Raw genomic sequence first — 15,282 nt, forward strand, 5'->3', positions numbered from 1 at the left:
TCACTGCCGGCTCCTCAGTGACGCGAGAACAGGTCGCGGATCTTGCAGAGCGTGGTCGTGATGTCGAAGCGCGTGTCGGGCAGCGCCTCGCCGTCGAGCACCTTGCCGAGCGCGGCAGCGGGCGAGGTCTCGCCGGTTTGCAGCACCTGGGTGCCGCGCTTGTTGAGATGGCGCAGAAAGCCGTCGCCGGCGCTGCCGACGATGGCTACCTCAACCCCGTCGAGCGGGTGCGGGCCATCGTCCTTGAAGTGGTGGAACACCTGCTCCTTCTGGAGCGTGACCCGGGACGGGTCGGGAATGGGCTGGCCAGGCTTGCAGTCGTAGAGGAGCCAGTCACGGGCCTGTCCGGCATGGCCGGAAACGGATTCGAAATCCCGGGTCGCGATCGCGATGAGCATGGGTGTTCAGTGGGTCACGGCTGCCTCGGGGACGGGGAACGAGGCGTTGCGATAGAAAAGTGCGATGCGTTCGGCCTGCTTCACCGTCCTGCGCGCCGCATCGCCGCGAAGGACGTCGAGGGTCGCCTGACAGAAAAGATTGCACCAGCGGTCGAACTGGCTTGCATCAAAGGGAAGGTCGTTATTGGCCGTGCCGCAGGACTCTTGCGAGCCGTTGCACAACGCACAGGACCAGAAGCGTTGCACCAGGCGAAAGCGCGCCTCCCAATCGTCGACCATGTGGTCGTAGTCGGGACCGACCATCGAGTCGGTGCGGGCCCGGGTGTAGAAGCTGCGCACCACAGTCGCGATCTGGGCGTCGCTGAGCATCGGTTCGTCGAGTGTCATCGGTCGATCCTCCGTTCAGTTGGGCGAGGACGCTTTATAGGCCGGACCTCACGTAGGACGACATCGGGCGCGACCCTTGAAAGCGCCGCGTCAATTTCATTTGCATATGCCCACGCGCGCGCTGACGCGCGCCGCCGCTCAGACCGCGTGCGGCATGCCCGGCAGGGTTTCGAGCGGGAACAGGCCCATCTTGAAACTCTTGGCCATGTGCTCGGCACGGCCGATGGCCATCTTGGCGGCGGGCTCGGGCAGCACTTCGGTGGCGGCGGCGCGGAACAGTTCGAGCCAGCGCGCGAAGTGCTCGATCTTGATGCCGAGGTTGAGATGCACGCTGTACGGGCTGCCCTTGTAGCGCTGGGTACCGAGCAGGCCTTGCGACCAGAAGCCGGCGACGATCTTGTAGTGCGCCTCCCAGTCCTGGACATGGGCGGCGAACACCGGGCCGAGGTCGGCATCGGCACTGGCGCGCGAGTAGAAGAGCCGGACCATCTGCTCGATCTGTTCTTCGGTCACGTCGGGGCGTTGGATGTCCATGGCGGGCCTTGGGAATGGGAGGTTTGTCGGGCCGAGATGCGGTCGGGCCTCGGCTGCAAGGTTTGCGCCACGCGACAAAGCCGCCAGCGCGGCGCGCCGCCCGGCCTTCAAGTCGGGAGAACTTCCCGAGTCAAGTCGAGAACTCTTCCCTAACTTCCCGTCCCGCAACGAAGCAGCAATCCGGTCGCAATGAAAGCCGGGCGCTTCGCTCGCGGCACGGCCACGTCCACCCACCGGGACGGCGCCGGACGACACACGGGATGGGGAGACCGATGACCAGGGACATGCCGATGCCGCATGGGCCGACGCTCGTGCTGGCGCTGCTGCTGCCCGCGCTGCTGCCGACCGCTGCCGCGCAGACCGCCGCGCCGGGCGAGCCCGCGAACGCCGGCACCGCGCCGGCCGCCGCCGCGCCGCCGGCCGTCGAGCTGGAGCGCGTGCTGGTGCGCGGCAAGCGGCTGCAGGACATCGGCCCGATGCCCGGTCTTGCCATCGACCGCGACCGGCTGCCGGCCAATGTGCAGAGCGCGACGCGCCAGGAGCTGACCGACGCCCACGCGACCGATCTGGCCAGCTTCATGAACCGGCGCTTCCAGTCGGTGAGCGTCAACGATTACGCCGGCAATCCCTTCCAGCTCGACCTGAACTATCGCGGCTTCACGGCCGGGCCGCAGGTCGGCACGGCGCAGGGGCTGTCGGTGTTCTTCGACGGCGTGCGCGTCAACGAGCCGTTCGGCGATGTCGTCAACTGGGACCTGATTCCCATGAATGCGCTGGAGCGCTTCGACCTGTTTCCGGGCTCGAATCCGCTGTTCGGCCTCAACACGCTGGGCGGCGCGCTGTCGCTGCGCAGCCGCAACGGCTTCAGCTCCACCGGCGGCGAGGTCGAGGTGCTCGGCGGATCGTGGGGCCGGCGCCAGCTCAAGGCGTCGGTCGGCGGCAACGACGGCCGGTTCGCCGGCTTTGCGGCGGCCAATGTGTTCGACGAGGACGGCTGGCGCAGCAATTCGCCGTCGCGGGTGCGCCAGGCCTTCGGGCGTGGCGACTGGCGCGGCGACGACGCCAGCCTGAGCGCCAGCCTGCTGCATGCGAGCAACCGGCTGATCGGCAACGGCCTGGTGCCGGTCGAGACCGCGCGCGAGCAATGGGACAGCGTGTTCACCTCGCCCGACGAATCGCGCAGCCAGCTGACCCAGCTGGCGCTGTCCGGCCAGCTCGACATCAGCGACAGCTTCAGCATCACCAGCCAGATCTACCGCCGCGACAGCCGGCGCGACGGCGTGGCCGGCGACATCTACGAAGGCTTCTCGGACATGAGCGCCGAGCGTGACGTGGTGCTCGACCGTGCGGTGGCCGGCACCTCGGGCCTGCCGGTATGCCAGTACGTCGATGCCAACCGCGACGGCGCGGCCGATAGCGCCACGCCGCTCAACGGGCCCGAAGGCAGCGGCTGCGCCAACCTGGGCCGCACGCCGGTCGCCAACTCGGGCAAGGCGCGCAACGGCGGCTCGCCCACCGGCTTTGGCGGCGCGGTCAGCGGCGGCAGCGGCGTGGTCGAGGGCACGCCGATCGGCCTGCTCACGCGCACCGGCCTGCGCCAGACCGGCGACGGCGCCGCCGTGCAGGCCAACTGGAATCTGGCGCGTCACCGCTTCATGCTGGGCGCGGCGCTCGACCGCAGCCGCGCCGACTACCGCATGACCCAGCAGCTCGGCCTGATCGACGCGAGCCACCGCGTGTACGCCGCGCCGGACCAGATCGACGCGCAATACCGCGCCGCCCAGACCGAGATCGTCGGCAACGATTTCGACGGCAAGTCGCGCACCGCAAGCCTCTACTTCAGCGAGACCTGGTCGGCGCTCGACAACCTGCATTTCACCTTTGCCGGCCGCGCCAACAGCAGCCGGGTGCAGACCACCATCGCCACGCCCACCAACGCCGCCGGCCTGGCGCTGCATGAAATCCGCAACGGCAACCTGCCGGCGACCCGCATCCTCTGCCCCAGCAGCGACCCGGCCAGCTGTCCGGCCACGCCCGGCCCGGCGCTGGTCGATGTGAGCAACCAGGCCCAGACCGTCACCAGCGACGACCTGCGCTATCGCTCGTTCAATCCGGCGCTCGGCATCAACTGGCTGCCGCGCCCCGACCTGAACCTGTTTGCCAATGTGAGCCGGGGCGCGCGCGTGCCCTCGGTCATCGAGCTGGGCTGCGCCTTCGACTCGACGCCGGTGGCGGCCAATGCCGATCACCCCGAATGGGGCACGGTGCCGCGCAGCCTGCGCGGCCCGACCTGCGCCCTGCCCACCGCGCTGTCGGGCGACCCCTATCTGCCGCAGATCCGCTCGACCTCGGCCGAGGTGGGCCTGCGCGGCGCGCTCGGCCGCGACTGGGAATGGAACGCCAGCCTGTTCCGCACCGACCTCAAGAACGACATCTACTTTGTCGGCGTGGCCGACGGTCGCAGCTATTTCGACACCATCGGCAAGACGCGCCGGCAGGGGCTGGAGCTGGGTCTGAGCGGCCGCGTCGGCGCCTTCGACCTGAAGGCCGGCTACTCGTTTGTGGACGCCACTTTCCAGTCGCCGTTCTACATGAGCAGCCCGCACAACAGCAGCGCCGACTTCGACCAGAACTCGCGCACCGCCAGCGGCGATTCGGCGCTGTTCGGGCAGGAGACGCTGCCCTCGCCCACCGCCGGTGCCAATCGCGGCTACGGCACCTACCGGATGATCCGCGTCGATCCGGGCGCGCGACTGCCGGGCATTCCGGCGCACAACTTCAACCTGAATCTGGGCTGGCAGGCGCTGGCCGACGTGAAGCTGGGCCTGGGCATGACGGCACGGTCGCTGGCCTATGTGCGCGGCAACGAGAACAACCTGCACAGCACTGGCGGCAGCGATCAGGAGACCGGCGTCTACACCTGCAACACCGGCAATTGCGATGCCGACACCGGCCTTTCGCAGCAGGCGGTGGCGGCGGGCCGGCCCTTCACCACCGTGGGCAAGGTCGCCGGCTATGTGCTGTTCAGCGCCGACGCCAGCTGGCGCCTGACGCGCGCGACCACGCTGTTCGCCCAGATCGGCAACTTGTTCAACACGCGCTATTTCAGCGCCGGCCGGCTCGGCATCAACCCGTTCAGCAGCGGCCAGACCGGCGCGCGCGGGGCCAGCGGCTGGAACTACAACTCGGCCGAATGGGCGAACACCACGCTGGTGGCGCCGGGCGCGCCGCGATCGATCTTCGTCGGCCTGAGCCACCGCTTCGGCGCCGACTGAGCAACCGGGCGAGGCAACCCGGCGGGGCCGACCGGCATGACGGTCGGGCCCCGGCAGCAGCGCGGCGCAGACCGCGCGCCAACCCAACGTTCCGCCCATTTCAGAGGAGACAGCCGATGACGATTCTTCCTGCCCGCGCGCTGCTGGCCGGCGCGCTTGCGCTGGGCCTGGCCGGGCCCGCACTGGCCGCGCCGCTGCTGCTGCCGGACAGCGGCCCGAAAGTGCTGCTGCGCTGCAATCCCGACAACCTGCCCGCCGAGCAGCGTTGCCGGCTCGACCTGACGCCCGAGCAGCTGGGCTTTGCCCTGGTGGCGGCGCGCAGCACGCCCATCGTGAAGAACGAGGTCACGATCGGCACGCTGCACGACCGTGTCTGGCGCCGGGGCGATGCCTACATCTTTGGCGCGCGGGTGCAGCTCAATGCCGAGCCCTGGGACTTGAGCGGCCTCGCCTTCAACCTCAACGATCTCGCGCGCCAGCTGCTGCCCGACGAACCGGCGGCGATCGCCTGGCGCCCGGCCGGACCGCAGGCGCGCAAGGCGCTGCTCGCGGCCGGCCGCACCGCGCTCGGCCTCAACGAGTACGAGGGCCGCCAGCCCGAGCGCGACAACGGCTGGGTCGATTTCCGCATCGACGTGAATGCCGCCGAACCCGAGGGCGACAGCAGCCCGTCCTCGCCCTGGCTCCAGCTGCTGACGCGCGCGCCGGCCGGTTTCTCGGTGCAGCCGTTCGCCTTCCGCCTGCTCAATTCCGACCTCGACGACCCCGAGAACCAGCGCACCGAAATCTTCCTGTCGGGCTACCAGCCCAACTGACCGCATCGCCCCGAAGAGGAGACACAACATGAAGCTCGTCCGCACAACCCTCGCCGCGCTCGCCGCCCTCGGCCTGCACGCCGCCGCCCATGCCGACTGGGTCACCACCAGCAGCAGCGGCTCGCCGGTGCTCAGCACCTGCAATCCCAAGACCGGCAGTCCGGCCACGCAGTCGGCCACCCTCGCCACCTGCAAGCTCACCGGCCTGCCCGGCTCGACGGCGATTCCGGGCTACATCCTGAAGGCCAGCCGCAGCGCGCCGATCATCGTCAACAGCGTGACCGTCGGCACGCTCTACGACCGGGTGTACTGCAAGGGCACGGGCACCGCCTGCGATGCCACCAACACCTACATCCTGGCCACGCGCGCCAACCTCAACACCAATGTGTGGAGCCCGCTGACGACCGAGAGCTTCGAGATCAACGACTTCTTCCGCGTGATCCGCAGCGCCGCCGCGGCCGACATCGGCTACTTCATGGGCAGCGTCGATGGCGGCACCGCCGCCGACACCGCGCTGGCCAAGAAGTACCTCGAATACTCGGGCCGCACGCTGCAAGGCCTGGGCGAATACGCCGGCTCGCCGAGCGGCCTGGATCCCGCGCGCAGCAACGGCTGGATCGACTTCCGCGTGGACACCAATGCCAACGATCCGGACGCGGTCGCGCCCTACTCGTACAGCAGCCCGTGGTCGCCGTGGCTCTATGTGCGGCAGAACTGCCCGACCGGCTACAACACCACCGCGCAGGCGCAGACGGTGCGGCTGCGCCAGGGTGGCGAGGAGGACCAGCCGCCGCAGGCCATCCTCACTTCCGGCTATCGCTGCAACTGACGGAGCCCGGCGATGACGCTGCAACGCCTGCTGCCGTTTGCCGGCATCGCCGTGCTGCTGGCGGCCTGGGCGCTCTGGCCGGCCGCCGCGCCGCAGCCCGAGACGGCCCCGGCCGCCGCGCTGGCCGCGCCGCGCGGCATGAGCTTCGACTTTGCGCTGCCGGCCTCGGGCCCGGCGCCGGTGGTGCCGCTCAAGTGCGAGCAGGCCCGGCTGCGCTGGCGCGACGGCGACAGCGCGCGCGAGCAATGCCTGGCCGCGCCGCGCACGCGCCAGAACGGCAGCGTGCGCAGCCATCTGCTCGATGCCGCCGGCGACGACGCGCGCTGGAGCCTGCGCATCGACAGCCTCGGCGACACGCCGGTCGCGGCCGAGCTGCTGGCCAACGGCAAGCCCGCCTATGCCTGCCGTGGCGACGCCTGCACCGGCCTGCGCATCGGCGCGCACGACGCCCGCGGCCAGCGCGAGATCGCGCTCGACGGCGTGCCGCTCGCGGCGCTGCTGCCCGACGGCAAGCCGCTGCTGCCGCGCCATGCGCTGCTGGTCTCGGCGCGCTTCCTCACCCAGCCCGAGGACCGCATCGCCGGGCTGGCCTGCGCGCCCGACGACAGCGTGTCGATCAACACCAGCGCCGGCGCGATGCTGAGTTTCTGCGCGCGCGGCGGCGCCGGCACCGAGCTGGGCGAGCACGGCGAACGCACGCTGAGCTTTGCCAGCCTGGACGGCGGCACGCTGGCCGTGACCCAGGCCGCCGACGGCACGGTGATGGCGGTCGACTATCTCGGCGCGCAGCGCTTCGGCTGCCGTGCAAAGGCTTGCGGCGGCATCGCGCTGCTGGCCGGCGGCACGCCGCAGGCCGCGCTGCGCTTTCTGGGCACCCAGCTGGTCGAGCTGCGCGACGACGGCGTCGCCGGCGCCAGCACCGTGCTGCTCAACGGCGCGCTCAGGCTGCCCGCGCTCGACTGAACCGCGCGCGCGTCCGGCCCGCCGCGGCCGGCGCGCAGCGTCTGCCCTTCCCTCGCCTCACCCCGGTTGCCATGCCCATGCCCGCCCGCCTGCTCCGCCTCGCCTTCGTCGTCACCGCGTTCGCGCTTGCCGCCTGCAGCGGCTCGGGCAGCGACGTGACCGCGCCCGCCGCCGCCGCGCGGCCCACGCTGGCCGGCGTGGCCACCGACGGCAGCGCCACGCCGGTCGCCAACGTGAGCGTCAAGGGCGCCTCGGGGCTGGCACGCACGGCGCGCAATTCCTTCGGCGGCAATGCCTTCACGGTGGACCTGAGCGCACTCGTCGCGCCCTATGCGCTGCTCACGCTGATGACCGACGGCCAGCCGCTGGTGTCGCTGGCCTTCGGCGCCGGGCGGGCCAATCTCACGCCGTTCACCCATCTGCTGGTGGCGCGCATGACGGCGCAGGACCCGGCTACCTGGTATGCCGCGCTCGGCGATGCCGGCGGGCCGAGTCTGGCCGACCTCAAGGCCAGCGACGTGACCACCGCCGAAGCCGGCCTGCGCCGCGATCTGGCGCGCCGCTGGGGCGTCACGCTGCCGGCCGGCGCGCTGATCGACAGCGCGTTCGACGCGCGCGCCGGCGACCCGATGCAGGACGCCATCGCCGCGTTCGCCGCCCGGCTCGCAGCGCGCGGCGCCACGCTCGCCAGCGCCACCGCCGAGCTGGCACTGGAGCAGCGCCGCTGCCGCAGCGAAAGCATCACGCTCACCGCCGCCGACGGCAGCGACGCCTTCTGCCCGGCCAGCAAGAGCGCCGGCCGCGACAGCGCCAACGGCGCGCTCACCCGCATGAGCTTCACCACCGGCAGCGGCGACAGCCTGGTGCTGCGGCTGCGCGGCGACAGCGTGGCCGAGCTGGTCTACACGCCGGCCGGCGGCGCTCCGCTGCGCTGCACTGCAAGCCATTGCAGCGGCGTCACGCTCGGCCCGGTGGCCGGCGACCTGAGCCGCAGCGTGAGCTTTGCCGGCACCGCGCTCGGCAGCGGCAGCGCCCGCCTGGTGCTCGACGGCCAGCTCGCCGGCGCGGTGCCCGGCGTGGAATTGCCGGTGCTGCCCTGCGAGGACAACCGCTGGTATCTGATCGCGCCCAACCTCGCGGTGAGCGCCGACTGCACCGACTCGGGCAGCGCCCAGACGCGCGGCCGGCGGCGCCAGCTCTACACCTTCGTGAATGGCGCGGCGGCGGCGCCGGTGTGGGTCGAGGTGGCGGTCGACGACGGCAGCCGCGTGGCCTCGGTGCTCATCTACGACGTCGACGCGGCAAGCTCCAGCTATGCGCCGCGCTACCGCTGCCTGGGCACGGACTGCAACGGCGTGAGCCTGAGCGCGCCCGACGCCGCCGGCAGCCGCGCCCTCGCGCTCGACGACACCCGGCTCGCCGCCGTGCTGGCCGACGGCAGCCTCGCGGCCTCGGCCGACTACCGGCTGCGCGCCAGCTTCAGCATCGCCGACGCCATCCCCGACTGGACGCCGGAGAACTGCTCGCTCGGCAGCGAGCGCATCGCCGCCACATTCAGCGACGAGACCGACGCCGCCGCGCTCTGCCCGGTGGCCGACCTCGACGGCATGCCGCTCAAGGGCAGCTATCTCGATGCCGACGGCAACCCGGCCTATTACGCGCAGGGCATCGTCGGCAGCAGCGCCGACGGCTACTACTTCGCCGAATCGCTGACGGTGGAAACCGCCGGCGGCGCGATCCGGCGCGCCAGCTTTGCGCGCCGCGACGGGCAGAACTTTGCGTGCAGCGATGGCTGCGCCGGGCTCACGGTGTCGGCGCCGGATGGCGCGGGCTGGCAGCGCATCGGCCTGGCCGGCGTGCGCATGGGCGAGCTGGGCAGCGCCGGGCTGGCCGGCGACCGCAGCGTCGTGCTCGACGGCAGCTTCGAGGTGCAGGCGCCGGTCGCGGCCAAGGCGGCAGCGCAGCGCGCGGCGCCGCTGGCCGTGCGCCGCACCGCGCCGCTCAAAAGTCGGCCGCCAGCTTCCCGATGACGCTGCGCGACGGGCCGGGGTAGTAGCTGAGCGCGCCGCTGCCGCTCTGGTCGCCCGAGGTGATGAGGCCGACATATTTGCGGTCGAACAGGTTGCCGAGCGTGACCGAGGCGGTGAGCCGGCGGCCGTCGACCGTCCAGGCGCGCGCCAGCTGCACATCGGCGGTCCAGTACGCGCCGACCGGCTCGGTGTGCAGCGAATCGCCGTAGCGCATGCCGCTGGCCTGGAGCAGCGGCGACACCGACCAGCCCCCCCGCTCCCAGCGCCCGCCCAGACTGGCCAGCCAGCGCGGCGTGTCGGGCAGCTGCAAGTCCTGCACCGCCAGCGTGGCGCCGGTGGCGGTGACCAGATTGCGGTCGAACACTGCGCGATTAAGCGAGGCCGAGGCAAAGGCCGAGAAGGCGCCGGCCGGCGTCCAGGCGGCGGCCAGCTGGATGCCGTCGGCATGGCCTTCGCCGACGTTCTGGCTGTAGGCGAGGTTGACGCGCGGATCGCGGAAGGCGACCGACTTGTGGCTGAAGTTGCTGCGGTAGACGGCCGGCTCGATGCGCCAGTCGCCGTCGTGCCAGCGCAGGCCCAGGTCCCAGGCGGTCGCGGTTTCGGGCCGCACCGCATCCCACAGTTGCTGGGCCGTCACGCCGGCGGCGGCGAAGGCGGCGGCATTGGTCTGCGCCGTCTGCCAGGCATCGAAGGCCGGCGCGCCGGTGAGCTTGCCGACGCTGGCGCGCAATTGCAGCGCCGGATCGAGCGTGACCGCCAGCGCCGCGAACGGCAGCGTCTCGGACTGGCGGCGGCCGGTCACGCTGCGCGCGGCCAGCGGGCTGCCGGCCTGGGCAAAGGCGGTGGCGGCATCGGTATCGGCGAGGCCGGCGGTGTTGTAGGCGGCAAAGCCCGGCAGCCGCTCGCGCCACTGGCGCAGGCCGGCCGTCGCATCGAGCGGACCGAAGCTGCGCTCGGCCAGCGCATACACCGCGTCGAAGCGGTGATCGGCCGTGGCCTTGTTGAGCAGCGACCAGCTCGCGAAGCTCAGGCTGCCGTCGGCATTGGGGCGGTACATCTTCCAGGTGGTCGGCGGGCCCGGCGGCTCCAGCTGGCTGAGCCAGGCGCCGGCCTTGAGCGTGGTGCCGGCGAGCCGGGTGCTGGCATCGAAGGCGCCGCCGAAGCTGCGGTGGTCCATCTTCCATTCGCGCACCATGCCGTTGGCCTGGCCGTCGAAGGACGAGCCCTTTTCATGAAAGCTGAAGGCCTTGGCCGACAGCAGCGTGTCGGCATCCAGGCGCCAGTCGGCCTCCAGCAGCGCCAGGCTCGAATCGAAGGACTGGCGGTTGAATCCGTACCAGGTCTGGCGCTGCGCCGCGGTGGCCGACGGCGTGGCATCGAAGTCGTAGCCGCGATTGGCTGCCAGGTTCTGCGTCTGCGCCCAGGACAGCGCGCGGTAGGCGTTCTGCGACTGGCTGCCCGCCGCCACGGCAAAGCGCACATCCACCGGCCCGAGCCGCTGGCCGAGCGCCAGCTGCACATTGGTGCGGTCCGACGGCGACCGGCCGTTGCCGCGCCACTTGTCGGCCGACACATTCGACGCCGACACGAACAGCCGGCTGCCGGTCGACAGCTCGCCGCTGTCGAGCCGTGCCGCGACGCGCCGGAACTCATGGCTGCCGAAGGCCACCGAGGTGCGCGCGCCGGCCTGCGACTGCGGCCACAGCAGCCGGCTGTCGAGCGCGCCCGAGGTGGTGAACAGCGCGCCGCGATCCGACGCCACCGGGCCCTGCGCCAGCGTCACCTCGGCCAGATTCTCGGCATCGAACAGCCACAGATAGCCGGGGCCGGGATTGATCGCGCTGATGACCAGCCCGTCCACGCTGCCGTTGCCGCCGTGGCTCGCATTCAGGCCGCGCACCCGCAGGCCCTTGTTGCCGCCCGTGATATTGGCTGCGCCATAAAGGTCGATGTCGCCGGCCTGCACCGAGGGCAGCGTGGCCACCATGCGATAGGGATTGGCGCCGCCGGCCGGCCCGAAGGTCTCGATGGCGGCCGGCGTCACCGCATACACCGTGGCCGGCGTGCCGGTGTCCTCGCCCTGCGCCGGCTTGCGCGCGCTGCCGTCGACGACGACCGGCGGCAGCGCCACCGCCGCCTGCGCCAGCGCCGTGGCGGCCACGGCCGACAGCGTCGCGCCCAGGCCGATCGCGGCAATGCGCGCCGCCAGCCGGCGCGGAACGAAGTTCGGAGGGGAAAGGGATTTGTCTTGGGTCATGGGAGGCGCCGGCCGAACCGGTGTTACGTTATGTAGCTTCAGATACGTCGCAATGCAGTGTCTGTGCCATCCCTCGTCTGCCGGAATCCGATCCATGCCCCACGTCCTCACCGATGCACTGCGCCGCCGCTGGCTTGCCGGCGCCCTCGGCCTGGCCGGCGCCGCTGCCGCGCGCGCCGCCGATCCGCTGTCCGTCGCCGCGCCGGCATTGCCGGTGGCGGTGGTCGGCGGGCTCAATCTGGCCAATCTGTGGCCGCCGCTCGCCGAGGCCGCCAGCCGCGCCACCGGCGTCGCGACGCGGCTGGTGACCAGCGCGCCCAAGGACGGCGTGATCCCGGCCTTCGAGCGCGGCGAGGCGGCACTGCTGCTGATCCACGGCGGCGATGAAGCCTTTGGTCTGGCCGGGCGCGGACTGGCGCTGCCGCCGCGCACCTGGGCCATGAACGAGCATGTGATCGCCGGCCCGGCCGACGATCCGGCCGGCGTGGCCGGTGCGCGCAACGGCGCCGAGGCGCTGGCGCGCATCAAGGCCGCCGATGCGCCGATGCTGCTGTTTCGCGACCCGGGCGGCTTTGCCATCGTGCAGGCGCTGTGGCGCGCCGCCGGGCTGCGGCCGGGTCCGCGCCAGCAGCTCTATGACGATGCCGAGCAGCCGCAGCAGGTGCTGATCTCGGCCGCGCGTCAGCAGGCCTATGTGCTGGTCGGGCGGATTCCGGTGCTGTTCGGCCGCATGCCCAACAGCGGCGCGCTCAGGATCCTGTTGCAGGGCGATCCGACGATGCGCCGGGTGTATGTGGCCGCCGAGCCGGGCCCGGCGCATCCGGCCGATGCGGCGCAGCGCGGCGCCGCCCGCGCGATCGCTGACTGGCTGGTCTCGGCCGACGGTCAGGCCGCGATCGCCGCCCTGCCGGTACGCGACGGGCTGCCGCTGCTCTACCCGCTGCCGCGCGGCTGAGGCGCCGCCGCGCGCCCGGCGCAGACCGGCGCACAAAAAAAGAGGCCCGTGCCGCTGCCAACGGACACGGGCCGCCATGAACGCGCGGCCGCCATGGAGGCCGCGCACCGGCAATGGACCAGGACCGGATCGCCAGAAGACGCAAGGATTCAGGGGGATGCCGTAAGGCGGAATCCTTTTGCCCCACCCCACAGACCAAGCCCGGACTGTGCGGCGACCCGGTCACAGCCCAGGAGCGCAAGTCGACAACGATTGCCGTTCGGCCGACGCCTTGTCGCAATCGCTATCGATATATAGCGTAAAGCAGCAGCTGTGCCAGCCGGACCGGCTGGGCCGGTTCTGCGCCCACGCCGGCGCGCCGGGCTTGCGGGCGTCTGCGCCGCCGTGGCGTTGCAGTATTGGCGCGCCGTTCCTGGCAGCGCTCGCGCGCAGCCATGCAAGGCCCGGCCGTGCGTCACGTTCCCGACAGATTGTCGGTTTCGTAATGTTTATGACGATATAGCGAAGTGCGGATCGGAAGCGCGCCGCGCAATGGCATTTGCCCACACGCGGCGCTGGGCTATCGTTGCCGGATTCACCCGTCCGCCGGACGGGTCGCACTCCAACCACACAACGCCATGCCTTCACGTCGTCCGCTGCGTCACAAGCCGTCGGCCAAGCTCGCTGTCGATACCGAGTTCGGCGCCTTTCTTGGCGATACCCGCATCAAGCTGCTCGAAGCCATCGACCGCTACGGTTCCATCACCCAGGCCGCGCGCGCGGTGCCGCTGTCGTACAAGGCCGCCTGGGATGCGGTCGATGCGATGAACAACCTGGCCGAGCAGCCACTGGTGCAGCGCTCGGTCGGCGGGCGGCATGGCGGCGGCACGCTGCTGACCGATTACGGCCGGCGTCTGGTCAACGTGTATCGCGCAATGGAAGACGAGTACCAGATCGCGCTCGACCACCTGTGGCAGCGCATCGCGGATACCGGCGGCGGCGAGGTGGCCGACTTCAAGATGATGCTCAGGCGCATGTCGCTGCGGTCGAGCGCGCGCAACCAGTTCGTGGGCACGGTGAGCGGGCTGCGCGAGGGCGAGGTGAGCTTCGAGGTGAAGCTGCGGCTCGATGCCGACAACGAGCTGGCCGCGATCATCACGCGCGAGGCGGCCGAGACGCTGGGGCTGGCGATCGGCGTGGAAATGATTGCGCTGGTCAATGCCAACAGCGTGCTGGTCGTCACCGATCAGGACCTGAAGATGACCGCGCGCAACCAGCTCTGGGGCGAGGTTGCGCACATCCACAAGGGGCTGGTCGATTGCGAAGTGACGCTGGCGCTGAGCGCCGGCCGCAGCGTGACCGCCGTGGTGACCGAGGAAAGCCTCAAGGCGCTCGCGCTCGACATCGGCAGCCGCGCCTGCGCGGTGTTCAAGGCGCCGAGCGTGTTGCTGATCCGCGTGGGTTGAGCTTTAAGGCTCAGAGCGAGCGCAGAAAGGCCAGCAGTTCGGCCCTGCCGGCGGCGCCCAGCCGCTCGTAGCGCAGGCGGGCCGCGCGCGCCTCGCCGTCATGCCAGAGGATGGCTTCCTCCAGCGAACGCGCCCGGCCGTCGTGCAGATAGCGCGCCGGCGCATCGATGACGTCGGCCAGCCCGATGCCCCAGAGCGGCGGCGTGCGCCAGTCGCGCGGGCCGGCGCGGTAGTCGGGCCGGCCGTCGGCCAGGCCGGCGCCCAGGTCGTGCAGCAGCAGATCGGTATAGGGCGCGATGGTCGCGGGCGCGGCCGGCGCGGCGATGCCGAGCCGCAGCGCGAAGGCGGCCGCATCGACCGGCAGCGTGGCGCGATGGCAGGCCGCGCAGCCGGCGGCGGCAAACCTCAGCTCGCCGCGCCTCACCTCGGGCGCATCCTGGTCGCGGCGCGGCGGCGCGCCGAGCAGCGCCAGATAGCGCGCGAGATCGTCGAGCTCGGTGTCGGTCAGCTCGGGCGCGCCGGCCGTGGGCGCGGCGCGGCAGGCGGTCTGGGCCGGCATGCAGTTCTGCGCCGGAAACTCGTGCGAGCTGATGCCGAGGTCGCCGATCATCGCCGCCGCAATCTGCTGGCGCAGGTCGGGCGCATTGGCCTTCCAGCCGAAGCGGCCGATCACCGTCCGCCCCTGCGCAACCGACCACACGACGTTGACGCGGCCACGCACGCCGTCGTCGCGCGGCTGGCTTGCAAGCCTTTGCAGATCGGCCGCCGGCACCGCGTCGAGCAGGCCGAGCCCGAGCACCGGCGAGCCGATGCGCGCCGACGTGAGCACCGCGCCGAACGGGCCGTAGCCGGGCTCGGTCAGGCGGATGCGCGGACGCCGCAGCTCGACCGTGCTGCCGTCGGCCAGCCGATGCGGCTGCGCCAGCCAGTCGATGGCGGCCCGGCCTTCGGGCGCGACGCCGGGCACGCCTTCCTCGTTGAGCTGGTCGCCGTAGCGCGGATGCGGACGCGGCGCGCCGTGCTCGCCGCTGCCCGGCAGCGACAGCCGGACGAGCATCGCGCGCAGGCGCTGGTCGGGCCGCTCGGGCGGCCGGCCGCGGCCGTTGCCGGCATGGCAGGCCACGCAGGAGATGCGGTTGTAGAGCGGGCCGAGGCCGCTCGCGCGGTCGTCGGACGGCGCGATGACCCAGTTCTGCCGGAACAGCGCGCGCCCGCGCAGAAAGGCGGCGCGGCCGTCGTCGTCGAGGCCGAGCGGCGGCCGCGCGAGTCGTTCAGCGTCGGCGGCAGTGGGCTCGGCCGAGACGGGCGGCGCGAGCAGCAGCGCCAGCAGCATCAGCCCGGCAGCCAGCCAGGGCCCCGCCGCGCGCTCAAGCACGCCACGCTCAAGCAACCCA

The 15,282-nt window shown here is 71.7% G+C and carries 12 protein-coding genes; 7 read left to right on the forward strand and 5 right to left on the reverse strand.

What is annotated here, in order from left to right:
- Window positions 1-14: 14 nt before the first annotated feature.
- From B9P64_RS12135 to B9P64_RS12145, 3 genes are all read right to left on the reverse strand, one after another.
- Complete coding sequence (locus B9P64_RS12135; protein WP_085316503.1) at window positions 15-398, reverse strand: NifB/NifX family molybdenum-iron cluster-binding protein; 384 nt, start codon at window positions 396-398, stop codon at window positions 15-17.
- 6 nt (window positions 399-404) lie between these two features.
- Window positions 405-785 carry a globin family protein gene (locus tag B9P64_RS12140; protein WP_085316504.1) on the reverse strand — a complete coding sequence of 127 codons (381 nt, stop codon included), beginning with the start codon at window positions 783-785 and terminating at the stop codon, window positions 405-407.
- Window positions 786-923: 138 nt separating this feature from the next.
- Entirely contained in the window at window positions 924-1,319 is a 396-nt protein-coding gene (locus B9P64_RS12145; RefSeq protein ID WP_085316505.1) for a group III truncated hemoglobin, read from the reverse strand.
- Between the two features lie 284 nt (window positions 1,320-1,603).
- Between B9P64_RS12145 and B9P64_RS12150 the strand changes: the two genes are divergently transcribed.
- The 5 genes from B9P64_RS12150 to B9P64_RS12170 all read left to right on the forward strand — a co-directional run bounded on the left by B9P64_RS12150 (window position 1,604) and on the right by B9P64_RS12170 (window position 9,231).
- A complete protein-coding gene (locus B9P64_RS12150) occupies window positions 1,604-4,594 on the forward strand; it encodes a TonB-dependent receptor (RefSeq protein WP_235839989.1) in 2,991 nt (996 codons plus the stop codon).
- A gap of 116 nt (window positions 4,595-4,710) precedes the next feature.
- The gene (locus tag B9P64_RS12155) at window positions 4,711-5,409 is read left to right on the forward strand and encodes a hypothetical protein (protein ID WP_085316507.1); all 699 of its coding nucleotides are present in this window, start codon (window positions 4,711-4,713) and stop codon (window positions 5,407-5,409) included.
- A gap of 28 nt (window positions 5,410-5,437) precedes the next feature.
- Window positions 5,438-6,238 (forward strand): hypothetical protein, encoded by an 801-nt coding sequence (locus B9P64_RS12160; RefSeq protein ID WP_085316508.1) that lies wholly within the window; start codon window positions 5,438-5,440, stop codon window positions 6,236-6,238.
- A gap of 12 nt (window positions 6,239-6,250) precedes the next feature.
- The gene (locus B9P64_RS12165) at window positions 6,251-7,201 is read left to right on the forward strand and encodes a hypothetical protein (RefSeq protein WP_085316509.1); all 951 of its coding nucleotides are present in this window, start codon (window positions 6,251-6,253) and stop codon (window positions 7,199-7,201) included.
- Window positions 7,202-7,272: 71 nt separating this feature from the next.
- Window positions 7,273-9,231 carry a hypothetical protein gene (locus B9P64_RS12170; RefSeq protein WP_085316510.1) on the forward strand — a complete coding sequence of 653 codons (1,959 nt, stop codon included), beginning with the start codon at window positions 7,273-7,275 and terminating at the stop codon, window positions 9,229-9,231.
- Here B9P64_RS12170 and B9P64_RS12175 read toward each other — a convergent pair.
- The gene (locus tag B9P64_RS12175) at window positions 9,203-11,488 is read right to left on the reverse strand and encodes a TonB-dependent receptor (RefSeq protein WP_176256821.1); all 2,286 of its coding nucleotides are present in this window, start codon (window positions 11,486-11,488) and stop codon (window positions 9,203-9,205) included. The genes B9P64_RS12170 and B9P64_RS12175 overlap by 29 nt on opposite strands.
- 94 nt (window positions 11,489-11,582) lie before the next feature.
- Between B9P64_RS12175 and B9P64_RS12180 the strand changes: the two genes are divergently transcribed.
- Both B9P64_RS12180 and B9P64_RS12185 read left to right on the forward strand, forming a co-directional pair.
- The gene (locus tag B9P64_RS12180; RefSeq protein WP_085316512.1) at window positions 11,583-12,443 is read left to right on the forward strand and encodes a hypothetical protein; all 861 of its coding nucleotides are present in this window, start codon (window positions 11,583-11,585) and stop codon (window positions 12,441-12,443) included.
- Window positions 12,444-13,060: 617 nt separating this feature from the next.
- Entirely contained in the window at window positions 13,061-13,888 is an 828-nt protein-coding gene (locus B9P64_RS12185; protein ID WP_085316513.1) for a TOBE domain-containing protein, read from the forward strand.
- Window positions 13,889-13,898: 10 nt separating this feature from the next.
- Here the strand turns inward: B9P64_RS12185 and B9P64_RS12190 are convergent, their stop codons facing one another.
- Window positions 13,899-15,263: a di-heme oxidoreductase family protein gene (locus B9P64_RS12190; protein WP_235839990.1), complete on the reverse strand. Its 1,365-nt coding sequence runs from the start codon at window positions 15,261-15,263 to the stop codon at window positions 13,899-13,901.
- Between the last annotated feature and the right edge of the window lie 19 nt (window positions 15,264-15,282).

The sequence above is a fragment of the Derxia lacustris genome (assembly GCF_002105195.1).
Taxonomy (GTDB): domain Bacteria; phylum Pseudomonadota; class Gammaproteobacteria; order Burkholderiales; family Burkholderiaceae_E; genus Derxia; species Derxia lacustris.

What these genes read in the sequence shown, in the direction of transcription:
- B9P64_RS12140 (WP_085316504.1), bottom strand. Translation starts at nt 785, where the DNA reads ATGACACTCGACGAACCGATGCTCAGCGACGCCCAGATCGCGACTGTG.
- B9P64_RS12185 (WP_085316513.1), top strand. Translation starts at nt 13,061, where the DNA reads ATGCCTTCACGTCGTCCGCTGCGTCACAAGCCGTCGGCCAAGCTCGCT.
- B9P64_RS12150 (WP_235839989.1), top strand. Translation starts at nt 1,604, where the DNA reads ATGCCGATGCCGCATGGGCCGACGCTCGTGCTGGCGCTGCTGCTGCCC.
- B9P64_RS12175 (WP_176256821.1), bottom strand. Translation starts at nt 11,488, where the DNA reads ATGACCCAAGACAAATCCCTTTCCCCTCCGAACTTCGTTCCGCGCCGG.
- B9P64_RS12165 (WP_085316509.1), top strand. Translation starts at nt 6,251, where the DNA reads ATGACGCTGCAACGCCTGCTGCCGTTTGCCGGCATCGCCGTGCTGCTG.
- B9P64_RS12180 (WP_085316512.1), top strand. Translation starts at nt 11,583, where the DNA reads ATGCCCCACGTCCTCACCGATGCACTGCGCCGCCGCTGGCTTGCCGGC.
- B9P64_RS12155 (WP_085316507.1), top strand. Translation starts at nt 4,711, where the DNA reads ATGACGATTCTTCCTGCCCGCGCGCTGCTGGCCGGCGCGCTTGCGCTG.
- B9P64_RS12145 (WP_085316505.1), bottom strand. Translation starts at nt 1,319, where the DNA reads ATGGACATCCAACGCCCCGACGTGACCGAAGAACAGATCGAGCAGATG.
- B9P64_RS12160 (WP_085316508.1), top strand. Translation starts at nt 5,438, where the DNA reads ATGAAGCTCGTCCGCACAACCCTCGCCGCGCTCGCCGCCCTCGGCCTG.
- B9P64_RS12135 (WP_085316503.1), bottom strand. Translation starts at nt 398, where the DNA reads ATGCTCATCGCGATCGCGACCCGGGATTTCGAATCCGTTTCCGGCCAT.
- B9P64_RS12170 (WP_085316510.1), top strand. Translation starts at nt 7,273, where the DNA reads ATGCCCATGCCCGCCCGCCTGCTCCGCCTCGCCTTCGTCGTCACCGCG.